Source organism: Aliiroseovarius halocynthiae (assembly GCF_007004645.1).
In the GTDB taxonomy this organism is placed as follows: domain Bacteria; phylum Pseudomonadota; class Alphaproteobacteria; order Rhodobacterales; family Rhodobacteraceae; genus Aliiroseovarius; species Aliiroseovarius halocynthiae.
The window spans coordinates 135125-160473 of sequence record NZ_ML660020.1; the positions used below are offsets into that span (position 1 = coordinate 135125).

A 25349-nucleotide genomic window follows, 5' to 3' on the forward strand; every position below is an offset into this window, starting at 1 on the left:
GCGTGACGTTGTAGCGCTTCGCAATAGAAAATGACCGCTCAACCTAATTGTTGGTGGACCAAGCTTGGATCGCTTTGTTGGGTGCGCAGGAGAGGAACCGGGGCTGACAAACATTTCAAACCTAGCGGAAAGCGCGTCAGATGACCGCTGCACGCGGCCATTCACCCAGCTTCATTTACCAATCGCAATGGAAGCGACAATCAACGAACCAAAGGAAACAATTGCCGCCACGACGGCGAGGAATTCCATTCGCCGCTGCGCTGCTATGTTCTCTTTGGTCCCGATCGCCGAACTCATTTGATTCAAAAACTCTCGAGTGCCTCGGTCGTCTTCGAGAAGCTTCCGTGAAAGGCGCTCTGTAAATGATCTTAAACCATCCGCGCTCTCTAGTTTTTTATCGGCACCGAACCCAGAGTGATAGCTAAAACCACTTGCGTTTATGCGGAAAGACACCTCATCTTTCGCCAACGCCAACGCCTCTTGAGCTACAGCGGGTATGCCTACGAACCGCCTGAAGAAGCTACTGATTCTGTCAACATCCTGAGTTGACCGCCGCGCCTTTGAAACCGTCGCAAAAGACTGGCGTGTCTCTTTCAGGTCCCTCAACAGCTCACTGAGATAGGCAGTGAACGCATAGTGCGGGATAATTCCTTCCAACTCATTCAAGGCAGTCATCGCCTTCCTGTTAAGTGAGATTTCCACCACCTCTTCATTGGGTTCACTCGACGCCTCCCAGCGTTGAGCGACAGTAATATGATTCGGCAAAGTTTCTTGATACCCATTACGCATGGCATAACCCAAAGAGGGATTTTCGTTGTTCAGCCAAAAATCTGAGCTTCGTCCAATCCCCACGAACCGAGACCAGTGCCTCCAACCTCGTTTTATTTCAGTGTCATGCTCAAATGGAGTAAACCCATCGAGAGACAAGAACTCCGCTGTAGGAAACCGTGTATCTTCGCAATGCTTCGTGAAAAACCCGGGGAAGTTTTTTGCAAACCAAGCAATGCCTAGGTTGCGGTATTTTTCTCTGACTAGTCCGACTCGTGTCTCTTTCTCAACTTCTACGCCCTGCACAGCGTATCCGCCTGTTCTACGATTGGGGGAGTAACGAGTTTCTGCAGGTCGATTGATTTCATGTAGGTAATCTCGTGAGGCTTCATCTGATAGCATAAACGCAACTGTCATGCACGTAACAGAAGGAGTGAGCTGTGTAAGGCGAACCCAAAGTGACGAAAACTCGATTGGAAAATCCGCGGTATAACAAACTCCTAAGAAGTCCTTAACTTCCCGTGGTCGAACTACGTGACCCAAGGATAGCCATCCCCCATGACCATAAAGGCGCTGCTCTTTGATCCACTCAATATTCACGTCAGTTAGGGTCGAAATCCTATCTTTGCCCCAACCGATCTTGATGAGGTCTTCATATAGGGCTTCAATCTCATTGGGGCCAAAAATCTCGCTCACAACGATACATCCGAGTTGAAGGTTCTCACCCTCTTTCAAACTACTTTCCAGATTAGCCTGAGCATCACGTTTTCTGATGGACTCCTTTTCACGACGGTATGGATTGGGAACCGTATTCGGGAAGCGCGCATGGACTCGCCAAGCTAGTCTATTAAATCTGCGTCTCCACTTCTTCTCTGGGACCTTTTCAACTCCGGCATTCTTTTCACGCACAGTACTGTCTATTTCGTTCGACACTTCGTCATTCATATCAAAAACCATCTGCTAAAACTGATCGCGTTACTTTCTCATCCAGATTCGCAACCGGAAAAGGTGTTTAAAATTAGTTTAGACAATCTGGAAGAGAGAGACGACCACCCGAAGGTGGCCGCGTTTGGTTTAGTGAGAGAACCTCGGAAGTTCTCCTCCTATCGTGTTGAGCACATTCCGAACCACGAAGGCGTTCTGAAAGAAGAGCGTGGAAGTCAGCGCCCGGTAGTCCTGTTGGCTGAAGTCATAGTCCGACCTCAGGATTGACGATGTGACACCCGAAGCTCCCTTCCGAAGGTTCACGATAAGGTCATATGTAGGGTTCCCTAGGATGCCCGAAGCAAGGCCTCTTGAGCGATACGAGAACACCGGGTCCAAACCACCGAACCCGACGACCTCATCCACCCCCATAGGGATGAACGAAGAGAACGCAGCTCGCTGGAAGCCAGCCTTAGCGATCTCTTCAGGAGCCAGTCGCTTCTCCAACCACTCGCCCTTATCCGCCCTTCCCTGCGCATTCACGGCCTGTTGAGCCGCGTAGAACAGGGAACCGAACAGCATGGACGTTGCATAGCTCGAGAAGGTTTCCCAATCCCGGTGATGCAGGCCCGAGAGGAGCTGCTTGGTGTAGGCTGCCAGCATGAACGAACGGAACTGCGCGATGGTCTTGTACATCTCGTAGCTCATGAAGTCAGGCATGTTGCCGATGTCGTTCTCTTGAACGGACTTCTTAGCCCAGCGGTCCACGCCGTTGATGAACGTGTTCTTGGCGTCGAGATCGTCCCATTGGTCGATGTTGATCTTCGCCACCTTCTTCCCGAGGAGACCTTGAGCTTCCTTCACGTGCGCTTTCAACTGCCCGTTAATTCGCTCGATCATCTCATCGGAAATGCCCATCACACGGAGACGCTTGGTGTTGATCTTTCGACCGCCATTAGCGTTGTCCATGAAGCGCTGTACGAGAACCCGAGAGTTCATCCGTTGAAGCACCATGTTGACGTGAGCCATGCCGGACGCCACAGAGGTCACCTTCTTACCCTGTTGAAGGGCGTAGTCGGCTTTCTGCAGTTTCGACGCGGAGTGGTTTCGTCCTTCGAACGTACTGCCGTGGGCATCGTCCATCTTCACGCTAGGGCTGTGACGGGTCAGGTCAGTGCCGAAACCCCAGACCGCTTCGATCTCGTTGAACAGCTCATCCTTGAACTCACCTTTACGCATGCCCTTAAAGACACCCCGAAGGGCTGGCATGTGCTGCAGCATGTTCTTCATACCGCCCTGTCCGAGGACGTTGCCGATCTCAGCCAACTGAGCGACACCCAGCTGACCGCCAATGCGGATGAAGTTGTAGTCCCGAAGGAACCGCAGTGCTTCACGCGAGTTGGATGGAGGCTCGACCGCAATCCCCTTCACGGACTTGTAAAGGTTATCGAGACGGCGGAACTCAGTAGCCTGAGCTGACTGAGACAGCTTCGAGTTTTCTGCGATGTAGCCCTTAACGGTTTCCCATGAGGGAGCGTGTTGGGGCATGTCGCCGTTCTTCCCGGCCACCTTGAAGTGACTGAGGGCTTCTTCGATGAACCCCGCCCCGAGGACGGAGCGTGCGTAGTTCGTGAAGAGCTGTTCGACATCGTTCTCAAGGAAGTCTTCAATACGGATTGTTGAAGTGGTCCCATCGGCGTTACGCAGGTCGAACGTCGTGGTCTCATCCAAGTCCAGACGCATCTTGGCGCTTGCCATGCGGCCTTCTTCGCCAGTGTCGCGGGTGAACCGTACCTTGTCGCTGATACGGGCAACCTCATCGGCCCCCATTCCGGCATCCAATAGCATCTCCTGAAGAACTTCTGTGTCTAGGCCGCTCAGTGCTTGGTTCATGTCGAAGTGACCATACTTGCGGGAGCGTATGGACTTCACGTAGGCGGCACCAATATTCAGAGCATCCTCATAGTCGAGGGCTTCCGTCGCCATGGCACGGCCTGCATTCCGAACGCGCCATTTCTCATCGGCACTCAGAAGAGACTTCGCCATGAGTTGGTTAACGTTCCCCTGCCCTACACGTTCAATGAGATCGTCAAGCGCCTCTACGCGATGTTTACGGGTCAGGTAGTTGTAATTGTCCTTGATGTCGTTGAACCCTCGAATGTTCTTCTCGCGTCCGAACTCCAAGAGCGACTTCATCTCCGCCTTCACTGTGGCCGCAACCTTCTGGATGTGCGGGTCGAGACCAGCGTCCAGCTCACGGCGCACGGCACTACCGACAGCGTTGTTGAACTTGGCACGGGAGGCAGGACCACGTTGATACCAGCTAAGGCCTTGCTCCTTCGCCCACGCATTCCACTCGTCATTGTAGACGTTGTAGAAGCGAGCCATACGAACGCGCATCTCACGGGCGGTTTGCTCGGAGGCACTACGCACGTTGATGGTGCCGTTGGCATTCCCGACACCGTCCTCTGCGAGAAGGCCCGCAACTTGACGGGTGATGCCGTTATCGGATTGCTTCAGGATACCCACACGGTCGATACGGGCTTTACCCATGGCAGACTTCGGAGCGTCGTAGTTGTCCAGAGCCACTTGTTCTGCAGCCGTCAGGTCCACGTCAGGTTGCACCCGAGCCGCCCCAACAGAGCCGTCAGGAACGCCTGTGATTGCCGCGCGAGCTGCCAGAGGGGCTTCCACCTCTTCGGCTGCGCTAAGGGCTTTCTCAAAGGCACCCGAGAGCGCGATGTCGTCGTAGGTTCGACCAAAGGCACCTACAGCGCCGCCCAGCACGAAGCCAGCCGCAGCTGCAAAGCCCACATTTTCCCACTCTTGGAGCGGGTTCTGTGAAACCAAGTAGCCTTCGATACCAGCGTTGACCGCAGCGCCCGCTGTACCAGCACGAAGAAAGCGGCCCAGCTTACCAGCCTTTGCAGAGTAGATCACAGGAGCAGCTGTGCCCTCAGTGGCGATAGAAGCCAAGATAGCTGCAGGGTCCAAGAGCGCCGCGCCGAAACGTAGGCCTGTACCTGTCCAGCCCATCTCATTGAGCTTCTGGTCGATCACGTAGGTCCGTTTGATTTCCTGCGACAACGCCTGAGCGTGTGCTTCTGACGTCGCCTCTGACAGAGCCATCTGGTAGTCTTCAGGGAGACCCGCAGAGGCTTGTGCCCAGAGGTCTTCGGAGAACTGGAAGTTGGAGGTTCGAACTCTTCCCGGTTCATCTGACGCAAGACGCTCGAGCTGATAAAGCCCTCGTCCATCGCCATCTCAGCACCTTCCCAGAAGGTCGGTGTCCAGTGGGGGGCGACAGCTGCGTCCTTCTCGTCCTGCTTCGAACGATACCGCGCAGTGGGCTTGTTCACGCCTTCCAAGTCAGCGCCGTTATACGTGGTTGAAGGGTCCAGTTCCGAGAGCATGAGGGCACGCTCGTCTTGCGCTGAAGCCACGCCACCACGGGCAGCAGGCATTCCAGCCTTTGCTGTCGCCCCGAAGTCGAAAGGCGTGCCGTCGCGGGAAGCGTTCATTGCCTGCTGGACAACGTCAATCGCCACACGGGAGGCGTTAAGGCCATCCTTATCGTAGTGGCTACGGCCTCGTTTAGGTCCGGTGAAGCGGGGGAGCGCCGCCCATTCCATTGAGAGGTTGTCTGCGAAGTGGCTGTCGGACATTTGTCCCGAGGCCCACTTACGGTAGCCGCGACGGTTCAACAGGTGCATTCCCATGCGGTCCTGCATCGCCGCGTCAAACATCTCGTCGCCTGTCAGGGCCATCTCTTCCACGACGCCGTTGAACGTCTTGGTGATCATCTGATAGCCGCCGATAGCAACACTTTTGGAACCCGCGCGAGCCGCCTTACGTTGCCACTCTTGGACTTCGCGGACGGTCATTTGAGTTGGGGCTTTAGGGGGTGTGAGGGTGGCGTAACGGGAGTAGTCGTCATAGCCGTGTTCGGTCTCCGCCCCTCGAATGAGTTGAAGGAGCGCAAGATTGGTTGGAGTATCGGTCATGTGAGGAACCTTGTGTGTGGAAAAACTGTTATTAGCTTTGGTCTCGATCAGCAGCTTCGCCGCCAAAATCTTCGCGTTTGAGGAGGATGTGCAGGCCTTCAGCAATGGCGGCACTCATCACCTCAGGCTTGCTGATTGGACGACCCGTTGCAGCAAGGAAGCGGGCGCGGATAAGTTCAATGACCGCTATATCTGAAGCGCGCACGGTCATTGCCACCCAGCCACGTTTTGCCGGGTCTCGCGTTTTAGAACGGTCGATTACATCCTGTTGGGCTGTCTCAACTGCCTGCGCACCAAACAAGCCGCGCGCCTTTTCCGCCAAGCTTCGTGAGAATTTTGAGCGAAGTTCGTATGATCTTTTCATGTAGGAGTTCCATAGCAATGCCACCCCAACTGAGGACAGCTAGGGCGGCTAAAGGGTTACGTTTTGAGGTGTGCGACTAAGCGTTGGTCGTTCGGATATGATCGAACGTGCCTTGGGCAATCAGACCCTGAAAGTGTTCTGCTCCCTGCTTGGTAATGAAGGTTTGCGGGAAGCCTTGAGCCGTGTCGCGGCGGACGAAGAGTTCATCCATGTGCTTTGCATAGGGAATATTCCGACTGCTCCCCCGGTTAAACAGGTAGTCCATTTCCCTGAGAGCTTCTGTGAACTTGTTCTTTCTGAGGCCCGATTGTTCGGCAAATTGGGTTAGCCCTATGGTGTCGTGACGGGACCACCGGGCCTCGTAGTCAGCAACCTTCGGGGCTTGTTCGGCGACCTTTACGAGGGCAGCATCGCGCTCTGCGGTAATTCGTTCGACCTTACGTGAAAGAATTTGCATCGCCTTCATGACGAACTCATCTTCGCTCATCTCGCCGGACGCCACCTTCTCCTCATCTAGAACATACGCGCCATCTTTGCGAACTGCTGGCAAGACGTCGGCAGTGACCCATTCCTGAAAATCTTTGGCAACAGACTTATCACTGCGCATGAGTAAGGTGTATAAACCGCTCTCGGAGATCACAGTCATAGGCTGTGGCCCGCCCGGGGTATGAAATCGTTTCTTATCCTTGTCAGCGCGTCGGAGTTTCATCAGCCAGTTCGCGCGGTTATTCTTTTGCACGCCGAAGATATTCAAGACGTCTGCAGCGACGAACCACGGCTGACCTTCATCCTCACAGACGCGGATGTCATGGTCGTGGAAGTTGAAGATGTGCGGTGATTGTGTGTGGATTCTCATGCGGTGGTTTCCGTTGAAGTGTGAAAAAGGGATACCCGAGACCAAGGCTTTCGGTTCTCTAAGGGCATTGTTGGGGGATAATTGACGGGGCCTGAGGGTGGTCTGAATGTCTGATAGGAACTGATCGCCCTGCCAAAGGCGTAAGCAGACACAGATGCAGTTAAGCGTACACAGCTTCAGGGGTGACCTAAGCCACCCCATCCACCGTCACACACAGAGGAACCAACTCTGAGTACAATGTCCGACCTTGCAGACACTGGACACAATGTTGGGTTGGATTGGTGGTCTGCTGACACCAACACGTCCTCAGGAAGCATCGCCTTTGCTGTGTTGCCTTGGTGGTGATCTTGGAGGAGGAGAACACCTCTACTCCACCTTCATCACATCGCTCGGTACACCAGCATCCCACTTGCTGACTAACCAGATGCTCTGGGGCACCAGCAGGTACACCTTAAGGTAACCTTCACAGGGACTTAGGGCATAGATGGGTGAGAATTGATAAGTTGTTTCTTATCAAGGCGTTGCGGGGCGTTATTGATGCCTCACAGCCTCCTGTCTAAGCCATTGATATCATTGAACTCCGCCAACGGCGGAACTCAAAGCCCCCAGCGATCAAGTGAAGCCTCCGCCTTGGCCGGGTTTTCAGCAATGCGGATAACTGCATGGCGATTCAAACCAGTCACCTTAGCAATCGCCGAGTGCCCTTGCCCCGCGTCGATTAGCGCCTTCACATGCTCGAAGGTGTCTCTCGTGAAGCTGGGCTTCCGTCCCTTGAACTTCTCGGGCGAAACGGCCTTGTGGTGCGCAATGCCAGCTGCCTGAGCCTCTTTTGTGACTTGCGCTTGCACCGCTGCCTGCGCCGCCATGAAGCCTATCAGAGCGTCTCTCACAGCCATGTCCGTGGGCGTCTGAGGGCTAGCGTCAAAGACCATACCATTGATCACCGTCTTGATGGTCACCCCCCGCCCTAGGAATTCCCGTATGGTCTCCGTCACGTCGCCGTAGTTGCGCCCCAAACGGTCCACCCAGCGGACCACTAACGTGTCCCCGTCACGAAGCATGTCAAAGAGGCGTTTACCGTTTTCCCTCTCAGCTAATCGGGTGCTGACACCGGAAGTGCCATGGTCAACCACCACATCATCAATCTGAAAGCCAGCTTTTCGCGCCTGTTCGAGCTGATGCTCGCTGGTCTGTTCTGACGTGGATACGCGGGAGTAAAGGATGGTCTTCGACATGGGAGCTTTCTGTTCGTTAGGGTTATGCTCGCTGAGCTAAGGTGTTCACAAGCTGATTGCAACCCTAACGAACAAAAATTGTCGGGCGTTCAGATATGTGCGCTACAGCATACTCTAGTGAACAGCCAAGCACACGGCATCGTCTGCTACGTTATGGTTGGTGAAGATCAGGCTACTACGAGGAAAGAACATCATGACCTCCCCTACTTCTTCCTGAACAATGCGGAACCGAGAGCGAGTTGCCTCACGTAACACTACTAAACCGAAGCGACCGAGACGAATTGAGAAGAGAACCATGATGTGAATCCTTATGGGTTGTATGAAGGCACGCCGATGGTGCCCTTAGAATCCATATGATTCATGTGCGATTGTCAGTCAACCCATTGTTTTATATACACTTATGGAGACTTCCCGCCTTCGAGAACACTCCGCAACAAACATCGCATTCTGTTGTTTCGTGAGAACACCGCCACCCCCACCGGGGGGATTTCGTAGGCCCCTATATATATCTCGGGGAGACAGATTTTTGCGGTGAAATAAAACGGAACCTGAAGATGCGCTATACTTGGGGCGTTCACGGCTTGGGCAACTTCAACCAGACTATGAAGCTTACCATGAACAAGGCTCCAAAGGCTTGAGACACGAAATGCGAGTAGCTGTGTGCGAGCGCGCTGGCTACCAAGAATCCAAAAACTGCAAACTCCGCCTGCTTTTGTCGTCTTTCCTGTCTTTCTCTCACCTCAGGGCTTACCTTAAACCGAGATAAAGGGGTGGCGTTCGTGTCTTTCGGCAATGTGTCGTCGGGAAACGTACCGCCAGTGGTTTGGTCTGATGCAACCGCTGTGAAGCTGCAATCGTCATGGCGCGGTCTGCAATCGGCCAGAAAATCTTCGAGTCGCTCAAAGCCTCCACTAACCTTTAGCGCCAGACCTTCTGGCAACGGCTTCTTCAAGTCTTGAACAATATCGAAAGGGACCCCGAGCTTCACCTCGGTCCCACTGTAGTCATAGTTTTCCTTCCAGAAGCTGACTGTACGGGCACCCCTAATGGCTTTCTTCAGGCTTGAGCCTTGAGGCACCTCCACTCGCTTAACGCCAGCGTAACGGTAACAATCAACCGCCGACAGGTACAACTTGAACCCATCATGCGCCCAGCGGATATAGTCGTTGGTCTTTGGGTCGGTAAATGCACCAATATTGCGCTTTTCGGTTTTCAACACAGCACCTCGCGTTCTTGGACATTGGATATTCCTTACAAGAAGTTCAGACTTAAGAGATTTTCAGGATGTTCAGAATGCGTTGGAGGTTCTCCTCCGAGAACCCGTAGGTATGTTGGATTGCGCACTCGATTACGTTGAACGCTTCCCGACTTCGTGGGGCCTTCTTCAGGGCCACCTTCGTCAAGCTTTCAGACAGCTCTTTAGTCGTCAGCTGCTTGGCCTGCTTCTCAGGCTCCACCTTCCCAATCTCTTTCTCGATCTCGTCAAGTTTCCTTTGGGCATTGTTACGCTCCCCTTCCGTGGCCGATGGGTCGTCGCGAAGGGCGCGTAGACGTTCGACCTTACGGAGGTCGTCAAGAGTGGCTGAACGGGTTTGTTGAACGGGGGCCTTAGGGGTTTTCCCGAGGGCGAGGACTTCGCGGATGGAGGCGCAGGCTTCGAAATCGGCAACGCGTTTCCGTTTTGTGTCTGCGATCTTGATATAGTTACGCGCATGGCGCTCGCTGAACGAACACCACTGCTCGACCCATGGGATGAACTCCCCGTGTTTCAGCTCTGCCTTCTTCTCGATGAGCATTTCGCCAATGTCAGCCGCGATCTTCTTCATCGACCTCTCGTGCGCAGCGATAACTCGATGTTTGGCGTTGATGATCGACGCTATGGCAGCGTCAGGGGTTAGGGCCAGACGTGTATCCATCGTCCTCTCCTTCGGTTTCGGGATTGAGGTGCAATGGTCAAATATGTAGAGTTCCGCCTTCTTCCCGATCAGCCTCCGCCAAATGACTTAGCCATCCCACCACAAAACGCCCCGAATGCATCTGCAATCTTCCAGTAGGAAGAATCAGGGGCGGGCGGTCGTTCCACAGCCATTTTTTCGACTCTCGCCACACGTTCGTCGATGTTGTCCCCTTCGGGCACTTCGATCTCAAACTCGTCTTCGGTTACCGCAACCATTGCGCTCAACGCAGACAAGCGTTCGTCTCGCTCCTCATCGGTTTGGGAATGCCCTCTGACAAAGTCAGGGAGAGAAGCGAATTCGTTATCGGCAGGAAGTCTCTTTAGGGTAGTAGAGACCTCTCTAGAGTCTTTGATCAAGTTTGCGACACGCTTGCTGTTATTGAGGAATTTGGCGACTTTCTCTGCTTCATGCTTACTGTTAGCCACTACGGAGAATGTCAGTTTGAAAGTTCCATATCCAACACTGCTGCACCTGTATGTTACATTGGACAGCTTTGCCGCGAAAGCCATTTGAAACGCTATGACACCTGCGTCAACATCACGACAGGAGTTGAAGTGTAGGGTGAACACCGGCCCGGGGTCAGTCCTGAAATACAGGGTCTTCTTTTCTCCCTCCAAATACAGATAGTTCTGAATGAATTTTTTTATATCTGTGTATCGGGACAACGCAGTTTGATAGTTAGACATGATTTTCTCCACGGCACCTTAGAGCGCCTAGCAAAAATTCAAAAACAATGGAAGCAGCAGCTCCGGTCTTCCTTTGATCAACTAGGGTCGAGCAGCCCCCCCAATACTCTGTCGAAAGTTACGTGCACTTGTAGCGCTGAAACTCAACCATTGCGCACGCCATATCCTGTAGCGTCGGAGTCTCGTAAAGCGCCCCTACACGCCCATCGGAATGCCCACACATTGCATCCCGAATACGCTGCTCAATTCCTGCCCTTGCGGCCCGCCTTTTGAAAGTATGACGCCAAGCATGGTTTGGGCTAATCCGTTTATCTGTGACTCCCTGCTTCCTGACCCAAGCTCCTAGCTTATTGCGGACAACTACATGCGCTGGGCGTGGTGGCTTTAATGGGTCAATCGTTTTGGCCTTCGTCCCGTCATGAAAGAGTGGCCCGGGGCTGCTTTGCCGAACGAATTCTATTACGCCCTGTTCTATAAGGTGGCTGTGAAGGGGCACTTTACGGAAGGACCCGCCTTTCACCGTACCTGCGTCAGGCGTAATTTCTATGAACCAGAAGCCATCCTTGTGCTGATGGAAGTCTTGCTTGCGGAGCTGAGTTATCTCGCCGCTTCGGGCACCAGTATAGGCACACAGCCAAGGGACCCATCTATATGCAGCCCTGAGCTTCTCTCCAGTCCTCTGGGAGACAGGTTTAAGGCTGGCGTTAAGGAGGGTTGATATTTCCTCATCCGTGAACTCCCGGTCGCGGGTTTCAACCTTCTTGCCGCCAGCAACCTTCAACCCGTCGAACGGATTGTCTGCAATCTTCTTCTGGTTTCGCACCCATTCGAACACGGTGCGTGCAGAGGACAACCAGATTTCGTTGATAGTGCGCGTCCCTCTACCATCACCGACAAGCGCATTTTTCCACTCAACGGCGTTGGCATCCGAAAACAAGACGATGTCGCGTCCCTCATGATATTTATCCAAGTTCTCAAAAACACCGCGCCAACGGTTCACTGTCGATACAGCAGGTTGTCTCTCCTTCACCCACCCCTCGAACGCACCCCAAATAGTCAACCCAGCCAGAGTCTCGGAAGCAGGTGCTTTAGTGAAGGGAGTGGGGCGCGGATACTTTGCTACACGTTGGTCTGGGCCATAATCACCACCCGCACGCCTTTTAAGCACATATAAAGCTGCGTCAAAGTCGCCCTCCATTGCCGCCAGCAGCTCCGCCTTCTCGTCACCGACAAGCGTTATGCCCTCGCTCGCCAGAAAGATGTCGATTTCAGAACGAGTGGCAATGAACGCAGCGACCCTAGCAGCGTGTCTTGGAGAACGCTCTTTCGCTTCCTCGCGGTCAATATCCAATGACGAAAGCGGACCTGCAACGCTATCGACCACCTGAAGGTATCCTTCATGGATACTTTCCAGTGCCTCCAAAGGTAGTTCGATATGCTCATCGTTCTTGGCCGTAAACCACTCATACCAGCGGCCAATCAGGGCGTGCTGCTGGCGCATTGATAGCTTCTTAATCTCCGAAGGGTTTGATGCTCGTAGACGTTCAATTCGCTCTTCGACTTCAGCAAGCCAGTCTGAGAACTCGATCTTTGCGCGATGGACGGGAAGTTCCGCAGGCCGCCGAAAGCGTTCTTCCTGAGAGCGACCGAAGGCAAGCTTATAGGATTCCCGCACAGCTGAAGGGATGCCTTTGCGGGCAAACCAATCGCCGTTCTTATCGCGTTTCAGAGAGGTCATTTTGATCGTCATTTGTAGCGCCCTTTGTAGCGGGCGGGCAAACACAAACACCTGAAATAGCTTAACTATTTGCAATCTCAGGAGAAACCAGAAGCCTTGGTGCGGTCGGCGGGACTCGAACCCGCACGAGTGTTACCTCACAGCGACCTCAACGCTGCGCGTCTACCAATTCCGCCACGACCGCATGTCAGGCTAGGTGACGCGCTTCATAGCGAAGGGTCCGGTTGTTGTGAAGACCAAAACCGACGCAGGAAAAGAATTTCGTCAGGCTTTTTGACATGTGCCCCCGCAGGTGCCAAATGACAGGGATGAACAACGCTTTGGATATGCCCCCCGTCACGTGGGAAGTCGCCACCGATCTGGTCGACTACGAGACCGCCGTCGCGCGAATGGAAGCCCATGCTGATGCCATGGCCCGCGGCGAAGCAGAAGAGTTGATCTGGCTGTTAGAGCATCCGCCGCTTTACACGGCGGGCACCTCGGCAAACCCGCGGGATCTGGTCGCGCCGGACCGCTTCCCCGTCTACGAAAGCAAGCGCGGCGGACAGTATACTTATCACGGCCCGGGTCAGCGGGTGGCTTATGTCATGTTGGATGTCGGAAAACGCGGGCGTGACGTGCGTGCCTTTGTTGCCGCGCTTGAAGAGTGGGTGATCAAAACACTGGCCGAATTCAACGTTACCGGCGAACGGCGCGAGGGGCGCGTGGGTGTTTGGGTCGTGCGCGATGACAAACCACTGACTGCGCTGGGGCAACCACCTGAAGACAAGATCGCTGCAATTGGCGTGCGCTTACGTAAGTGGATCAGCTTTCATGGCATTTCGATCAATGTGGAACCGGACCTCGAGCATTTCTCGGGTATCGTGCCCTGCGGGATTAGCGAACACGGGGTGACCAGCCTTGTGGACCTGGGTCTGCCAGTGACCATGAGTGATCTGGATGTTGCCCTGCGACGTATCTTTGATGACGTGTTTGGCGCAGAACAGCAGTGAATTCAGCTATTCTCACCTGCGACATAGGTACACCTTCCAATTCAGGTGAATATGTCGCAGGTTCCCCCAGAATTCGCGTCAACTGGCGCATGTGATCAAGCAAGAGGACTACTATGAAAACGATTCTCTCATCCGCAGCCATGATCATCGCTCTGTCCGGCACTGCGTTTGCCGAAGGCGATGCCACCAAGGGCGAAAAAGACTTCAAGAAATGCAAATCTTGCCACGCCATTGTCGATGACGCAGGCGAAGTGATCTTCAAAGGCGGCAAGACTGGCCCGAATTTGTATGGTGTTGTTGGTCGTCAGGCCGGCACCGTGGAAGGCTTTAAATATGGCAACTCGATCGTCGACGCCGGTGCGGCGGGTCTGGTTTGGGATGCTGACAACCTGGCCACCTATATTAAGGACCCCAAAGGGTTCCTGAAAGAAACCACCGGAGACAGCAAAGCCAAATCGAAGATGACCTTCAAATGGGGCAAGCCTGAAAACATCATCGCCTATCTGGCCACTTTCTCGGCTGAAATGCCAGCCGAAGGCGAAGCCGCGGAAGCCGAATCGGCCACCACCAACTAAAAACTCGGCCAGCCGGTCGCGTTATTGCGCTAACGGTGCGTCCCGAACCGAAATTCCCGGTTTGGGACGCATTTTTTTTGGCATTTCGCTGTAATGCAGCGTTGCCCCTGACCCGCCTCGCATATTACACACGTTAAAAAGCCGGGTGGGGTGACTCCCTGCCCTGTCCTCGTTAACCCCAAAGGGAGGGATATATGGCGGACGCAGCCATCCACGACCATGACCACCACGATGATCGTGGTTTCTTTACCCGGTGGTTCATGTCGACCAACCACAAGGACATTGGTATTCTGTACCTGTTCCTTGCAGGTCTGACGGGTTTCATCTCGGTCGCATTCACCGTCTTCATGCGCATGGAGCTTATGGAGCCCGGTGTTCAATACATGTGCCTTGAAGGTGCTCGTTTCATCGCAGACGCAACTGCGGAATGTACGCCAAACGGACACCTGTGGAACGTGATGATCACGTATCACGGCGTCCTGATGATGTTCTTCGTCGTCATTCCGGCGCTGTTCGGCGGGTTCGGCAACTATTTCATGCCGCTGCACATTGGTGCACCGGACATGGCCTTCCCTCGCATGAACAACCTGTCGTTCTGGCTGTATGCCACGGGTGTTGCACTGGGCGTTGCCTCATTGCTCGCTCCGGGTGGTAACGACCAGCTTGGGTCTGGTGTCGGTTGGGTTCTGTACCCGCCGCTGTCCACGACCGAAGGCGGATACTCGATGGATCTGGCGATCTTCGCGGTCCACGTTTCCGGCGCGTCGTCAATCTTGGGTGCGATCAACATCATCACCACGTTCCTGAACATGCGTGCCCCCGGCATGACCCTGTTCAAAGTGCCTCTGTTTGCTTGGTCGATCTTCGTGACCGCATGGCTGATCCTTCTGTCGCTGCCAGTTCTGGCGGGCGCCATCACCATGCTTCTGATTGACCGTAACTTCGGCGGGACATTCTTTGATCCTGCTGGCGGTGGCGACCCGATTCTGTATCAGCACATCCTGTGGTTCTTCGGACACCCAGAAGTGTACATCGTGATCCTGCCGGGCTTCGGTCTGATCAGCCACGTCATCGGCACCTTCGCCCGCAAACCGATCTTCGGCTACCTGCCGATGGTTTGGGCGATCATCGCCATTGGCGCCATCGGTTTCGTTGTGTGGGCACACCACATGTACACCGTTGGTATGTCGCTGCAGCAGCAAAGCTACTTTATGCTGGCCACGATGGTTATCGCGGTGCCAACAGGCGTTAAGATCTTCTCGTGGATTGCGACGCTTTGGGGTGGTTCGATCGAATTCAAGACACCGATGCTGTTCGCGTTCGGCTTCCTGTTCCTGTTCACCATCGGCGGCGTGACCGGCGTGGTTCTGTCGCAGGCTGGCGTCGACCGTCTGTATCACGACACCTACTATGTGGTTGCACACTTCCACTATGTTATGTCGATTGGTGCGGTGATGTGTATCTTCGCAGGTATCTATTACTGGATCGGCAAAATGTCCGGACGTCAGTACCCTGAATGGGCTGGTAAGATCCACTTCTGGACCTTCTTCATCGGCGTGAACCTGACCTTCTTCCCGCAGCACTTCCTGGGCCGCCAAGGCATGCCCCGTCGTTACATCGACTACCCGGAAGCATTTGCCTACTGGAACAAGATCAGCTCGTATGGCGCGTTCATCTCGTTCGCTTCGTTCGTGTTCTTCATCGGCATCGTGTTCTACACGCTGACCCGCGGCAAACGCGTGACCGAGAACAACTATTGGAACGAATACGCGGATACGCTGGAGTGGACACTGCCCACCCCGCCGCCAGAGCACACCTTTGAAATCCTGCCGAAGCAGGAAGAGTGGGATAAAGGCCACTCGCACTAAGGTGAAACTGAATAAAGAAAAGGCCCGGATCTTCCGGGCCTTTTTTTGTTTCTGATGGGTCAGTCGATTAAGGCAGATCCAACTGGTACAGATCCTTTCCCCAGCCATCTGCGCTTGTCCGCGCTCGAATCACGATGGCGGTCGTCCCTTCGGGCACGACAACTCCGGACAAACTGCGGGTAAAGGGCTGCTCGTTCACATGCGGATGAGCGAGCACGCGAGTTCCTAGAACTTCGCCATCCTCGGTTTCGACCCGCCAACCGTCTGCATAGTCATCCCATCCCGTTTCGGCATGGCGCAGTGTGACGCTGAAACTCCACCCCGACGCGCTTGCCCGCGCCGCCGCCCCTTCGATCACCGCGTCATCTGCAAACGCGGGACCTGCCATGAGGGCCAGCCCCAGTAATACTGTACGCATCGCACTCTCCTGTCTTTGCCTCACCTTGCCCCCAGTAAGACACAAAGACCAATCACAACGCAGCGAGCATTCGACCTGACAGGCTTGCCAAAGGCTCGTCACATTTGCGAAAACTTACCTGTTCAGAAAGAGGTTCCCGATGCCCTATGAATGGGTCCAACCCGACGGGCCAGACGCCCCCAAAGCCGAGCTTCACCTGTGGCCCTATCGGTCCCTGCCCCGGCGCGGTTTTGTGTGGATCATGGGGATGGGGTTCGGACTGATGCTGCTGCCCCTGTTAGGCGTGGTGGGAACGATGGCCCTTTGGGGGCTCCTTCCCTTCGGACTGGCCGCTTTGGGCGCGTTATGGTTCTTCATCGAAAAAAGCTATAAAGACGGCGAAATCCTTGAAGAGCTGCGCATCTGGCCAGATCACATGACACTGACCCGTCATGGCCCGCGCGGCGATCTACAGGAATGGGAGGCGAACCCATATTGGGTCACGGTTCACCTGCATAAGAACGGCGGGCCCATCCCGGACTACGTCACGCTCAAGGGCAATGGTCGCGAGGTCGAACTGGGCGCTTTTCTGTCAGAAGAAGAACGCCCTGCCCTGCATGATGAGCTGTCGCAGCGCCTGGTCGAACTCAGATCATACTAAAGCCCCATACGCGCTTCGTCCGGTGTGCGATAGAAAATACACTCGTACCGCGCTTCCATCGTCTGTTCGACGTTGTCCCAGTAGCTCTCCATATCTTTAAGCAATTTTGCACGCTCCTCGACATTCCTTTGATCGATCACGTCCTTAATTCGTGGAAGGAACAACGGGTAATACTCTTTGCGCTGTTGGTTCGCATACCCGTGCGCTTTTTCACCTCGCGCCCAAACTTCCTCGTCGCTGCTGCCCGGCTTGCAAAGATAGTGGAACACTTTATTTGGCTCGTTCGCTTTGAACGTTACGCGCTTGTATCCGTCATAAGGTGGAACTTTATAGGTTGGGGTTACACAAGCGGTTAGTGCAAGCCCGGCGACAACAAACAACAATTGCTTCAATTTGATCTCCAATAGAAAAAGGCGCCCAAATCCAGGCGCCTCCACTATCAATAAAACTTAACGATCCACAACCCAATTCAACCCAGCTTGGCCTTCACCATTGGTCCAGCTTTACCGAAATCCATCTGGCCGGTGTATTTGGATTTAAGTTCACCCATCACTTTACCCATGTCTCGGATGCTTTCAGCCCCCACTTCTGCAATGGCTGCAATCACGGCGGCTTCGGCTTCGTCATCTGAAAGCTGTTTTGGCAGGAAATCCTCGATCACCTTGATTTCGGACAGTTCCTTTTCGGCCAACTCCAGACGTCCACCTTCTTCATAGGCCCGTGCGCTTTCCTGTCGCTGCTTAACCATCTTGCCAAGAATCGCCAAGACATCCGCATCCGAAACTTGCGTGTCTTCGCTTTTCCCCCGCAGGGCGATGTCCTGATCCTTGATTGCGGCATTGATCAGCCGAAGCGTCGTCAGCCGCTCGGCATCCTTGTTTTTCATGGCCGTTTTCAGGGCGTCATTCACCCGGCTGCGCATGTCCATGGGTCCATCCATATTCTGTGGCATTCACGAAGACCGATCTTTACCCAAAACCGAGATGTCAATCAACAGCTCTGTTAGACGCTAACAATGTAAGGCCATCGGACGTGAGACTCCGGTCGTCAAACGCAGTATGGAATGCTCGACCAGAACAAGCCTTGCTAACCCGCGATAACTCTCCAAGTGGAAGCAACCCTGAAATTCATAGTCGCCTTGGCATCAATGCAACTGCCACTGCTGCAACGATGATCATGATCATCCCCGCCCATCCCATAAGATGTGGCAAAGTAGCAAATAGCAAGAAGTCGAACGTCAGCGCCCAAATGAGACCCGTATAGTCGTATGGCGCGAGCATACTGACCCGAGTACGGGCCACAGCTTCGCTTGATGCAATATGCCCTGCACCGCCCAATAAACCTGCAAGCGCCAACCAGCGCATTTCGGTCCAGTTCAACTCGGACCAACCAAATAGCAACGTTGACAGGCCAACGCATGCAGAAATGATCGCAAAGGAAAATGCGATCGCCGACGCGCTTTCAGTATGGGTCATTTTCTTGATGTGGACCCGCACAAACGCCATAGTCAATGCATAACCAAGGGCTGCAGAAACGCCAATCCACATGCGTTCTTCGGGGGCCTCCAGCGCGTCCCAAAGCACGAAGAGAACACCAACAAAACCAATGGTAACCCAGATGTACAAAGACTTGGGCGGATCTTCCTTGAGAAGAAATGCCGCCAAAGGCACGGTCAATACCGGCGCAAGATACGCAATGGCCTGTACATTGGCGACCGGGAGGTAGGCCAAGGATACGAAGGACAGAAACATAGAGAATGCCCCAAAAAGGCCGCGCGTAACGTGAAGCCCCAAGCGTTTGGGTACAACGCCGTGTGGGAAAGCCCCAATCAGCCAAACATAAAGAGTGATCGGAATAAGGGCCGTGATCGAGCGCCAGAACATGATCTGGCCCACGGGAACGGTCTGAGCCGCGGTGTGTACAGCCGCCGACATCGCCGTCATCAGAAAGACCGATAACACACGTAGAGTAATTCCTGAAAAGTGGCTCTGCTCCATCTATACTAATCCCTTGAACAGCCACATGTTAGCGCTACCATAATCATTGTTACCGTTTTGTGTCGCTGGATACTTTTAGCCAAAGAATTACTCTTTATTGGCCCGACCTCTGTCGGGTGGGCCAGTTAACGAGTGTGATGGACAAAGGCCCACTCGGCTTTCACAGTATTTAGCGTGAAACACCGCAGCCAATGGGGCGGCCAATATATCAAGACCTACAATCGCAGCATTACCGCCGATCAATGCATCAATCAGAGTGGTTAACTGATGCGTCGTGAAAATCAGTACATTGCAGCCCTTGACCCGCCCCGGCCGCGACACTAGGTTCGCGCCAATTTGTCGATCGGGAGTCGCCCAATGTCCGCTGCCACCGCCCTTTCTCAGGAAAATGCCAAACCCACCGCCTGTCTTGCCCTTGCTGACGGCACGATCTTCTACGGTCACGGGTTCGGAGCCACCGGCATCACCACCGCCGAGCTGTGCTTCAACACCGCCATGACCGGATATCAGGAAATCATGACCGATCCGTCCTATGCCGGGCAGGTTGTGACCTTCACCTTCCCTCATGTCGGAAATGTCGGCGTGAACCCGGAAGATGATGAAACCACCGACCCGGTTGCCGCCGGGATGATCGTGAAGTGGGATCCGACCGAGCCGTCGAACTGGCGTTCGACCGAACGACTGGTCGACTGGCTGGCCAAGACCGGCCGCATCGGGATCGGAGGCGTAGATACACGCCGCCTGACCCGCGCCATCCGCCACCAAGGTGCTCCGCACGTTGCAATTGCCCATGACCCGGACGGCAATTTCGACATCGAAGCCCTGATTTCCGAAGCCCGCGGGTTCTCGGGTCTTGAGGGGTTGGATCTGGCCAAGGAAGTCACTTGCGCCCAAAGCTATAAGTGGAACGAGATGCGATGGGCATGGCCGGATGGCTATCCCAAGCAGGAAAACCCGCGCCACAAGGTCGTCGCGCTGGACTTTGGCGCCAAGCGCAACATCCTGCGCTGTCTGGCGTCGGCTGGCTGCGATGTCACCGTCCTGCCCGCCACTGCAACGGCAGAAGAGGTTCTGGCCCAAAATCCCGACGGCGTATTCCTGTCGAACGGCCCCGGCGACCCGGCTGCCACTGGCGAATATGCCGTACCAATGATCAAGACCATTCTGGGCACGACCGACCTGCCCGTCTTTGGCATTTGTCTGGGCCACCAGATGCTGGCGCTTGCCCTTGGCGCACGCACGATCAAGATGAACCACGGCCACCACGGTGCTAACCACCCGGTCAAGGACAACGACACTGGCAAGGTCGAGATCACATCGATGAACCACGGCTTTGCGGTCGACACGGCCAGCCTGCCAGAAGGTGTGATCGAGACGCACGTGTCGCTGTTTGACGGCTCGAACTGCGGGATCCGTATGGAAACCCGCCCTGTCTTCTCGGTTCAGTATCACCCCGAAGCAAGCCCGGGGCCGATGGACAGCTATTACTTGTTCGAGCGGTTCTCGGATGCGATGGACGCCCGCGCGGGCGCGTGAAGGGCAGCGTGGCCTGCAGGACGCGCGAACTTATATAAAATTGCACTTTTTACACATGATGGCGGGTTGGTTAACCCGCCATTAACCATTCTGGACCCAAGCTCGTCGGGTCTGACAGCCTAACGAGCATAAAATGCCATCCTCAAAATTGCGTATCGTCCATTCGAATGATGCGGTTTCGGTTCAGGCAGGGATCGAAGAAGCACGTGCATTCGGATCGCACAGGGCCCGCCCGGCCACCCCAGTGCAGCCTTCTAACGCGCCTGCGCGACGTAAACCGCTGGGTCAGCTTCTTGTGGAAATGGGCGCTTTATCTCCCGAAAACCTAGCCATGGCCGTGGCCTTGATGGCACGCGAAGATGCCCGTTTTGGCGATATTTTGCTGTCCAACGGATGGATCAGGAAGCCCGATCTTTATGCAGCGCTGGCCCTTCAATACAATTGCGATATTGCCGACCTGGCTACCCAACACCCAGACGTGCGTCTGATCGACCAAATCGGGGCTGAATTTTGCATCCAGAATGGCATCGTTCCCTGGAAACGCGCCGGGGCTGCGACCATTGTAATCTGTGCGCGACCCGATCAGTTTGAGAGCCTTTCAAAGTCATTCCCTGCCACGTGGGGTGAATGTTATCTGGCGATCGCACCCGAGGAAGACATCCATTCGGCTTTGATAAACCTGCGCCATCGCAGCCTTGCACAACGCGCCGAAAGCCGGGTGGCCGAAGAAGACAGCTGCCGCAACTGGCGACAAGCTGCGGTGATGCGGTATGGGCTGGCCGTCATTGCTGCACTCAGCGCAGTGTTCATCGTGTCCAGCTTTGCAGGCTTTGCAGTCTTGGTCGGCTGGGCGGTGCTGACTTTGATTCTGAACTCGTCCTTGAAAGCCATCGCAGCCTGGCAATTCTGGCGCCGCAAACACGACCCTGAAGCCACATTCGTTACAGCGCGATCAACGCAGGGGTTCTTGAAACTGCCGACTGTCTCGATCCTTGTCCCGCTCTATAAGGAACGCGAGATCGCCGGTCGCTTGGTGAAGCGGCTGGAACGTCTGTCATACCCGCGCGAGCTTCTGGACATTTGTCTGGTGGTGGAAGAGGACGACGCACTAACACAGCAGACGCTTGCGCACTCTGACCTGCCACGCTGGATGCGCCAGATCGTTGTGCCCCGTGGCATGGTCAAGACCAAGCCACGCGCGATGAACTTCGCATTGGACTTCTGCAAGGGCTCGATCATCGGTGTATATGACGCCGAAGATGCCCCTGACCCGGATCAAATCCACAAAGTCGTTCGCCGGTTTTCTGAACGCGGGCCTGATGTGGCTTGCTTGCAGGGGAAACTGGATTTCTACAACGCCCGCACAAATTGGCTAAGCCGTTGTTTCACCGTGGAATACGCCACATGGTGGGGTCTTGTTCTGCCGGGCGTCGAGCGGATGGGGTTTGCCATCCCACTGGGTGGCACCACGCTGTTTTTCCGCCGTGCCGCCCTTGAGCAACTGGGTGGCTGGGACGCCCATAACGTGACCGAGGACGCGGATCTTGGCATTCGTCTAGCCCGGCGCGGATATCGGACCGAGTTGATCGACACCGTGACCGAGGAAGAAGCCAATTGTCGTGTCTGGCCGTGGATCAAACAGCGTTCGCGCTGGATCAAGGGCTATGCGATGACCTATGGCGTCCACATGCGCAACCCGCGCCAGCTGCGCAAAGAGCTTGGCTGGTGGAAGTTCGCAGGCTTTCAGATCCTGTTTCTGGGCGCGCTGTCCCAATTCCTTCTGGCCCCAATCCTGTGGACCTTCTGGGCCTTCCCACTGGGCCTGCCCCACCCGCTGCGCGGGGTCGCGCCGCACAATCTTCTGGTCGTCTTGGGAACGGTTTTCATGGCAGCCGAACTGCTGACAATCACAGTCGGCGTGCAGGCGGTCAGCAACACGAAGCATCGGTGGCTAAGATACTGGGTCCCAACCCTGCACTTCTACTATCCGCTGGCGTCACTGGCCGCGATGAAAGGGTTTTTCGAAATCATGACCAAGCCCTTCTACTGGGACAAGACCCAGCACGGAAAGTTCGATCAGCAACCAGCCACCAAGCCGCCCGAGGTCGAGATCACTCTGACAGCGACGAATCCAGCTTGATCCGTGTCTCGAACGCAAGCGAAATGTGTTTGCGCAAAGCGTCACGCGCAGCATCCTGATCGCGGGCCTCAATTGCCGTCACAATGGCATCATGTTCGGAAATTGCATCCTCGCTGCGCCCTTCGGCGGCCAGAGATGTTGTTGCCAACAAAGCCATCGAGCGATGCACCAGATCCAGCTGCTGCACCAGATAGCGGTTATGGGATGCAAGATGCAGCTGCTTGTGAAACCGTCGGTTGGCGCGGGCCAGCGCGGCTGGGTTGTCCAACAAAAGCCGGTCTTCCTCGACCATTTCACGCAGAACGCGAATTTCTTCTGGGGCAGCGTGCTGTGCAGCCAGTGATGCTGCCAACCCCTCAAGTTCGGACCGCACGACGTAAAGTTCCGCCAACTGGTTGTGATCCAAAGACGCCACAATCAGGCTGCGACCGTCACGGGTCAGAAGCGACTGAGTTTCCAGACGCTGCAACGCTTCGCGGATCGGCGTGCGTGAAACACCAAACCGTTCCGCCAGTTCGTTCTCGACCAAACGATCGCCGGGTTTATAGGTCCCCGTATCAATCGCTTCGAGGATCATCTCGTACGCGTCGCGCTGCCCTTGTTTACCCTCAGCCAACATCTATTCCTTCCCGGCCCGTCTTGATCCGCACAGATAAGCACGCCGCCCCGCCCATGGCAAACACAACCACGTGTCGCGTCGTCGCATGGGGCACTTTCGTTGAATAAGACCTTTAACCTGCCATCACGGCGGACTACCTTCAGCGCATGATCGCAGATCTTTTTTCACATGTCAGTCACTGGGTGTTCGACTTGGACAACACGCTGTATCCCCCGCGGGTTCGGCTGTTTGACCAGATCGAAGTGCGCATGACCAACTGGGTCATGAATGAACTTGGCGTTGATCGTGCCGAGGCTGATCGCCTGCGGCAAACCTACTGGCGCGAACACGGCACGACGCTGGCCGGCTTGATGCGCGAACATGATGTGGATCCCGGCCCCTATCTGCACGACGTGCACGACATTTCCTTTGATGCGCTCGAGCCTGACCACGATCTGGCCAGCCACATCACCAACCTGCCGGGGCGCAAAATCGTCTATACCAACGGCTCTGCCCCTTATGCCGAACAGGTTCTTTCTGGGCGCGGATTGTCGGGGCTTTTTGATGCGGTTTACGGTGTCGAACACGCGGATTTTCATCCAAAACCCGACCGCGCCGCATTTGAGGCCGTCTTCGCCCGAGACGGCGTGAAACCCGATGTCGCGGCCATGTTCGAAGACGACCCCCGCAATTTGGCGGTGCCGCACGAACTGGGTATGAAAACCGTTCATGTCGCACCGGCGCCGGAACCGGCGGATCACATTCACCACCACACGGATGACCTGACTGCGTTTTTGAAGCAGTTGGTAAGATAGCCGAAGGACACGCCATGACCGAACATCGTGCTGACATCTTCATTTCTGGCGGCGGGATCGCCGGTCAGGTCACGGCAGCGGGCTTTGCCGCCGCCAGGTTCAGCGTGGTCATGGCCGACCCCTTCGTGCCCGTCACCACAGCAAATGAAGAAAAATCCGACCTTCGATCGACCGCTTTCCTGCGCCCAGCACGTCAGCTTTTCGACCGCGTGGGCCTGTGGCCGCGTTTGAAAGATCACGCCAAGCCGCTTGATCAACTGGCGGTCATCGACACGACCGGCTGGCCACCCGAAATTCGGGATCGTCGCGTATTTCGCTCGGACGATATGGGCGACGATCCCTTTGGTTGGAATCTGATGAACTGGGTCGTCCGGCGCGAGATCTGGACATATCTGCAAGAGCAACCTCTGATCACGCCTCTTTACGGCACGGGCTTTCGTTCGATCGTCCAACGCACAGACGAGATCATTGTCACGCTGACCAATGGCGACCGCGTTCGCGCCCGCATGGGAATTGCAGCGGATGGCAAGTTTTCCCCCCTGCGTGAGACGGCGGGGATCACCGTGTCCACCACGCGCTATGGGCAGAAATCACTGGCCTTCACCGTCACGCATGACCTGCCGCATGGCAACATCTCGACCGAGATTTATAACGAAGGCGGACCATTCACCATTGTGCCCCTGCCCGACATGGGCGGCAAACATGCCTCGGCGATCGTGTGGATGAACCAAGGTCCACGTGCGGTCGAATTGATGAATATGGACGTGCCAGAATTCGAAGACGTGATGTTCCAACGATCAACCGGGCTGTTGGGGCGGATGCATCTTCAGGGCAATCGCTCGGTCTGGCCGATCATCACGCAGACGGCAGACCAGCTGACCTCGGGTCGCGTGGCCGTGGTCGCCGAGGCCGCCCACGCGCTCCCCCCCATCGGGGCGCAGGGGCTGAACACCTCGCTGAACGACGTGATCGCCCTGCTGGAACTGGCCGAGGCAACTCCAAACGCCCTTGGTGATCCCGCGATGATGAAGGCCTATGACGCGGCACGCGGCCCCGACATCGCACGTCGCGCCCGTGCCATCGACCTGTTCAACCGCGTCACGCGCTCGGGCGATGGCGTGATGCAAACCGTGCGGCTTCTGGGCTTGAAAGCGGTGCATGATGTGGGGCCCATGCGCAAGCGCGTGATGCGTGCAGGGCTTGGCCCAAACTGACCTGCCTGCGGCACGCCGCCACA

At 55.3% G+C, this 25349-nt stretch carries 23 protein-coding genes and 1 tRNA gene; 8 read left to right on the forward strand and 16 right to left on the reverse strand.

All coding sequences use genetic code 11. The features are described from left to right. Positions 1-171 precede the first annotated feature (171 nt). From FIL88_RS09635 to FIL88_RS09685, 11 genes are all read right to left on the reverse strand, one after another. A complete protein-coding gene (locus FIL88_RS09635; RefSeq protein ID WP_142853641.1) occupies positions 172-1713 on the reverse strand; it encodes a hypothetical protein in 1542 nt (513 codons plus the stop codon). Between the two features lie 129 nt (positions 1714-1842). Further along, positions 1843-4821 (reverse strand): hypothetical protein, encoded by a 2979-nt coding sequence (locus tag FIL88_RS09640; RefSeq protein ID WP_142853642.1) that lies wholly within the window; start codon positions 4819-4821, stop codon positions 1843-1845. Beyond that, positions 4749-5576, reverse strand: coding sequence for a lysozyme family protein (locus FIL88_RS09645; protein ID WP_185960902.1), 828 nt, complete (start codon positions 5574-5576; stop codon positions 4749-4751). The genes FIL88_RS09640 and FIL88_RS09645 overlap by 73 nt, the downstream gene beginning before the upstream one ends. Positions 5577-5727: 151 nt before the next feature. After that, a complete protein-coding gene (locus FIL88_RS09650; protein WP_142853644.1) occupies positions 5728-6018 on the reverse strand; it encodes a hypothetical protein in 291 nt (96 codons plus the stop codon). A 118-nt stretch (positions 6019-6136) separates the two neighbouring features. Continuing rightward, positions 6137-6916: a BRO family protein gene (locus FIL88_RS09655; protein WP_142853645.1), complete on the reverse strand. Its 780-nt coding sequence runs from the start codon at positions 6914-6916 to the stop codon at positions 6137-6139. A gap of 596 nt (positions 6917-7512) precedes the next feature. After that, positions 7513-8151, reverse strand: coding sequence for a recombinase family protein (locus tag FIL88_RS09660; RefSeq protein WP_142853646.1), 639 nt, complete (start codon positions 8149-8151; stop codon positions 7513-7515). 574 nt (positions 8152-8725) lie between these two features. After that, positions 8726-9367 carry a hypothetical protein gene (locus FIL88_RS09665; protein WP_142853647.1) on the reverse strand — a complete coding sequence of 214 codons (642 nt, stop codon included), beginning with the start codon at positions 9365-9367 and terminating at the stop codon, positions 8726-8728. A 52-nt stretch (positions 9368-9419) separates the two neighbouring features. Then, on the reverse strand, positions 9420-10067 hold the full coding sequence (locus FIL88_RS09670; RefSeq protein WP_142853648.1) for a DUF3102 domain-containing protein: 648 nt from the start codon (positions 10065-10067) through the stop codon (positions 9420-9422). A 68-nt stretch (positions 10068-10135) separates the two neighbouring features. Further along, on the reverse strand, positions 10136-10795 hold the full coding sequence (locus FIL88_RS09675; RefSeq protein ID WP_142853649.1) for a hypothetical protein: 660 nt from the start codon (positions 10793-10795) through the stop codon (positions 10136-10138). A gap of 118 nt (positions 10796-10913) precedes the next feature. After that, positions 10914-12545, reverse strand: a complete 1632-nt coding sequence (locus FIL88_RS09680; protein ID WP_142853650.1) for a tyrosine-type recombinase/integrase — start codon at positions 12543-12545, stop codon at positions 10914-10916. Positions 12546-12630: 85 nt separating this feature from the next. After that, a tRNA-Leu gene (locus FIL88_RS09685) sits at positions 12631-12717 on the reverse strand. Between the two features lie 115 nt (positions 12718-12832). On the opposite strand from FIL88_RS09685, the gene lipB reads away from it, so the two are divergent. The 3 genes from lipB (at position 12833) to FIL88_RS09700 (ending at position 15968) form a co-directional block, all read left to right on the forward strand. Then, complete coding sequence (gene lipB / locus FIL88_RS09690) at positions 12833-13525, forward strand: lipoyl(octanoyl) transferase LipB (protein WP_407642359.1); 693 nt, start codon at positions 12833-12835, stop codon at positions 13523-13525. 113 nt (positions 13526-13638) lie between these two features. Further along, entirely contained in the window at positions 13639-14100 is a 462-nt protein-coding gene (locus FIL88_RS09695; RefSeq protein ID WP_142853651.1) for a c-type cytochrome, read from the forward strand. Positions 14101-14294: 194 nt separating this feature from the next. Beyond that, the gene (locus tag FIL88_RS09700) at positions 14295-15968 is read left to right on the forward strand and encodes a cytochrome c oxidase subunit I (protein ID WP_142853652.1); all 1674 of its coding nucleotides are present in this window, start codon (positions 14295-14297) and stop codon (positions 15966-15968) included. 67 nt (positions 15969-16035) lie between these two features. On the opposite strand, the gene FIL88_RS09705 is transcribed toward FIL88_RS09700, so the two are convergent. Next, the gene (locus tag FIL88_RS09705) at positions 16036-16386 is read right to left on the reverse strand and encodes a hypothetical protein (protein WP_142853653.1); all 351 of its coding nucleotides are present in this window, start codon (positions 16384-16386) and stop codon (positions 16036-16038) included. Between the two features lie 139 nt (positions 16387-16525). Between FIL88_RS09705 and FIL88_RS09710 the strand changes: the two genes are divergently transcribed. Continuing rightward, positions 16526-17026 (forward strand): DUF2244 domain-containing protein, encoded by a 501-nt coding sequence (locus FIL88_RS09710; protein WP_142853654.1) that lies wholly within the window; start codon positions 16526-16528, stop codon positions 17024-17026. Here FIL88_RS09710 and FIL88_RS09715 read toward each other — a convergent pair. The 3 genes from FIL88_RS09715 to FIL88_RS09725 all read right to left on the reverse strand — a co-directional run bounded on the left by FIL88_RS09715 (position 17023) and on the right by FIL88_RS09725 (position 19023). After that, a complete protein-coding gene (locus tag FIL88_RS09715; protein ID WP_142853655.1) occupies positions 17023-17418 on the reverse strand; it encodes a hypothetical protein in 396 nt (131 codons plus the stop codon). The genes FIL88_RS09710 and FIL88_RS09715 overlap by 4 nt on opposite strands. 77 nt (positions 17419-17495) lie before the next feature. Further along, positions 17496-17954, reverse strand: a complete 459-nt coding sequence (locus tag FIL88_RS09720) for a GatB/YqeY domain-containing protein (RefSeq protein ID WP_142853656.1) — start codon at positions 17952-17954, stop codon at positions 17496-17498. Between the two features lie 199 nt (positions 17955-18153). Then, entirely contained in the window at positions 18154-19023 is an 870-nt protein-coding gene (locus FIL88_RS09725; protein ID WP_142853657.1) for a DMT family transporter, read from the reverse strand. Positions 19024-19380: 357 nt separating this feature from the next. On the opposite strand from FIL88_RS09725, the gene carA reads away from it, so the two are divergent. Continuing rightward, entirely contained in the window at positions 19381-20559 is a 1179-nt protein-coding gene (gene carA, locus FIL88_RS09730) for a glutamine-hydrolyzing carbamoyl-phosphate synthase small subunit (protein WP_142853658.1), read from the forward strand. Positions 20560-20692: 133 nt separating this feature from the next. Continuing rightward, on the forward strand, positions 20693-22699 hold the full coding sequence (locus FIL88_RS09735) for a glycosyltransferase family 2 protein (RefSeq protein WP_142853659.1): 2007 nt from the start codon (positions 20693-20695) through the stop codon (positions 22697-22699). Here the strand turns inward: FIL88_RS09735 and FIL88_RS09740 are convergent. Next, on the reverse strand, positions 22671-23315 hold the full coding sequence (locus FIL88_RS09740) for a GntR family transcriptional regulator (protein ID WP_281281302.1): 645 nt from the start codon (positions 23313-23315) through the stop codon (positions 22671-22673). The two genes, FIL88_RS09735 and FIL88_RS09740, sit on opposite strands and share 29 nt — an antisense overlap. 149 nt (positions 23316-23464) lie before the next feature. On the opposite strand from FIL88_RS09740, the gene FIL88_RS09745 reads away from it, so the two are divergent. After that, positions 23465-24112: a pyrimidine 5'-nucleotidase gene (locus FIL88_RS09745; protein WP_142853661.1), complete on the forward strand. Its 648-nt coding sequence runs from the start codon at positions 23465-23467 to the stop codon at positions 24110-24112. A 14-nt stretch (positions 24113-24126) separates the two neighbouring features. Continuing rightward, complete coding sequence (locus tag FIL88_RS09750; RefSeq protein ID WP_142853662.1) at positions 24127-25326, forward strand: FAD-dependent monooxygenase; 1200 nt, start codon at positions 24127-24129, stop codon at positions 25324-25326. Positions 25327-25349 lie beyond the last annotated feature (23 nt).

Excerpts from the sequence above, each read along its gene's own strand:
- FIL88_RS09660 (WP_142853646.1), bottom strand. The coding sequence starts at position 8,151 with ATGTCGAAGACCATCCTTTACTCCCGCGTATCCACGTCAGAACAGACC.
- FIL88_RS09705 (WP_142853653.1), bottom strand. The coding sequence starts at position 16,386 with ATGCGTACAGTATTACTGGGGCTGGCCCTCATGGCAGGTCCCGCGTTT.
- FIL88_RS09725 (WP_142853657.1), bottom strand. The coding sequence starts at position 19,023 with ATGGAGCAGAGCCACTTTTCAGGAATTACTCTACGTGTGTTATCGGTC.
- FIL88_RS09655 (WP_142853645.1), bottom strand. The coding sequence starts at position 6,916 with ATGAGAATCCACACACAATCACCGCACATCTTCAACTTCCACGACCAT.
- FIL88_RS09720 (WP_142853656.1), bottom strand. The coding sequence starts at position 17,954 with ATGGACATGCGCAGCCGGGTGAATGACGCCCTGAAAACGGCCATGAAA.
- FIL88_RS09700 (WP_142853652.1), top strand. The coding sequence starts at position 14,295 with ATGGCGGACGCAGCCATCCACGACCATGACCACCACGATGATCGTGGT.
- FIL88_RS09710 (WP_142853654.1), top strand. The coding sequence starts at position 16,526 with ATGCCCTATGAATGGGTCCAACCCGACGGGCCAGACGCCCCCAAAGCC.
- FIL88_RS09640 (WP_142853642.1), bottom strand. The coding sequence starts at position 4,821 with ATGGCTCTGTCAGAGGCGACGTCAGAAGCACACGCTCAGGCGTTGTCG.
- FIL88_RS09750 (WP_142853662.1), top strand. The coding sequence starts at position 24,127 with ATGACCGAACATCGTGCTGACATCTTCATTTCTGGCGGCGGGATCGCC.
- lipB (WP_407642359.1), top strand. The coding sequence starts at position 12,833 with ATGACAGGGATGAACAACGCTTTGGATATGCCCCCCGTCACGTGGGAA.
- FIL88_RS09635 (WP_142853641.1), bottom strand. The coding sequence starts at position 1,713 with ATGAATGACGAAGTGTCGAACGAAATAGACAGTACTGTGCGTGAAAAG.
- FIL88_RS09695 (WP_142853651.1), top strand. The coding sequence starts at position 13,639 with ATGAAAACGATTCTCTCATCCGCAGCCATGATCATCGCTCTGTCCGGC.
- FIL88_RS09675 (WP_142853649.1), bottom strand. The coding sequence starts at position 10,795 with ATGTCTAACTATCAAACTGCGTTGTCCCGATACACAGATATAAAAAAA.
- FIL88_RS09745 (WP_142853661.1), top strand. The coding sequence starts at position 23,465 with ATGATCGCAGATCTTTTTTCACATGTCAGTCACTGGGTGTTCGACTTG.
- FIL88_RS09680 (WP_142853650.1), bottom strand. The coding sequence starts at position 12,545 with ATGACGATCAAAATGACCTCTCTGAAACGCGATAAGAACGGCGATTGG.
- carA (WP_142853658.1), top strand. The coding sequence starts at position 19,381 with ATGTCCGCTGCCACCGCCCTTTCTCAGGAAAATGCCAAACCCACCGCC.
- FIL88_RS09735 (WP_142853659.1), top strand. The coding sequence starts at position 20,693 with ATGCCATCCTCAAAATTGCGTATCGTCCATTCGAATGATGCGGTTTCG.
- FIL88_RS09670 (WP_142853648.1), bottom strand. The coding sequence starts at position 10,067 with ATGGATACACGTCTGGCCCTAACCCCTGACGCTGCCATAGCGTCGATC.
- FIL88_RS09645 (WP_185960902.1), bottom strand. The coding sequence starts at position 5,576 with ATGACCGTCCGCGAAGTCCAAGAGTGGCAACGTAAGGCGGCTCGCGCG.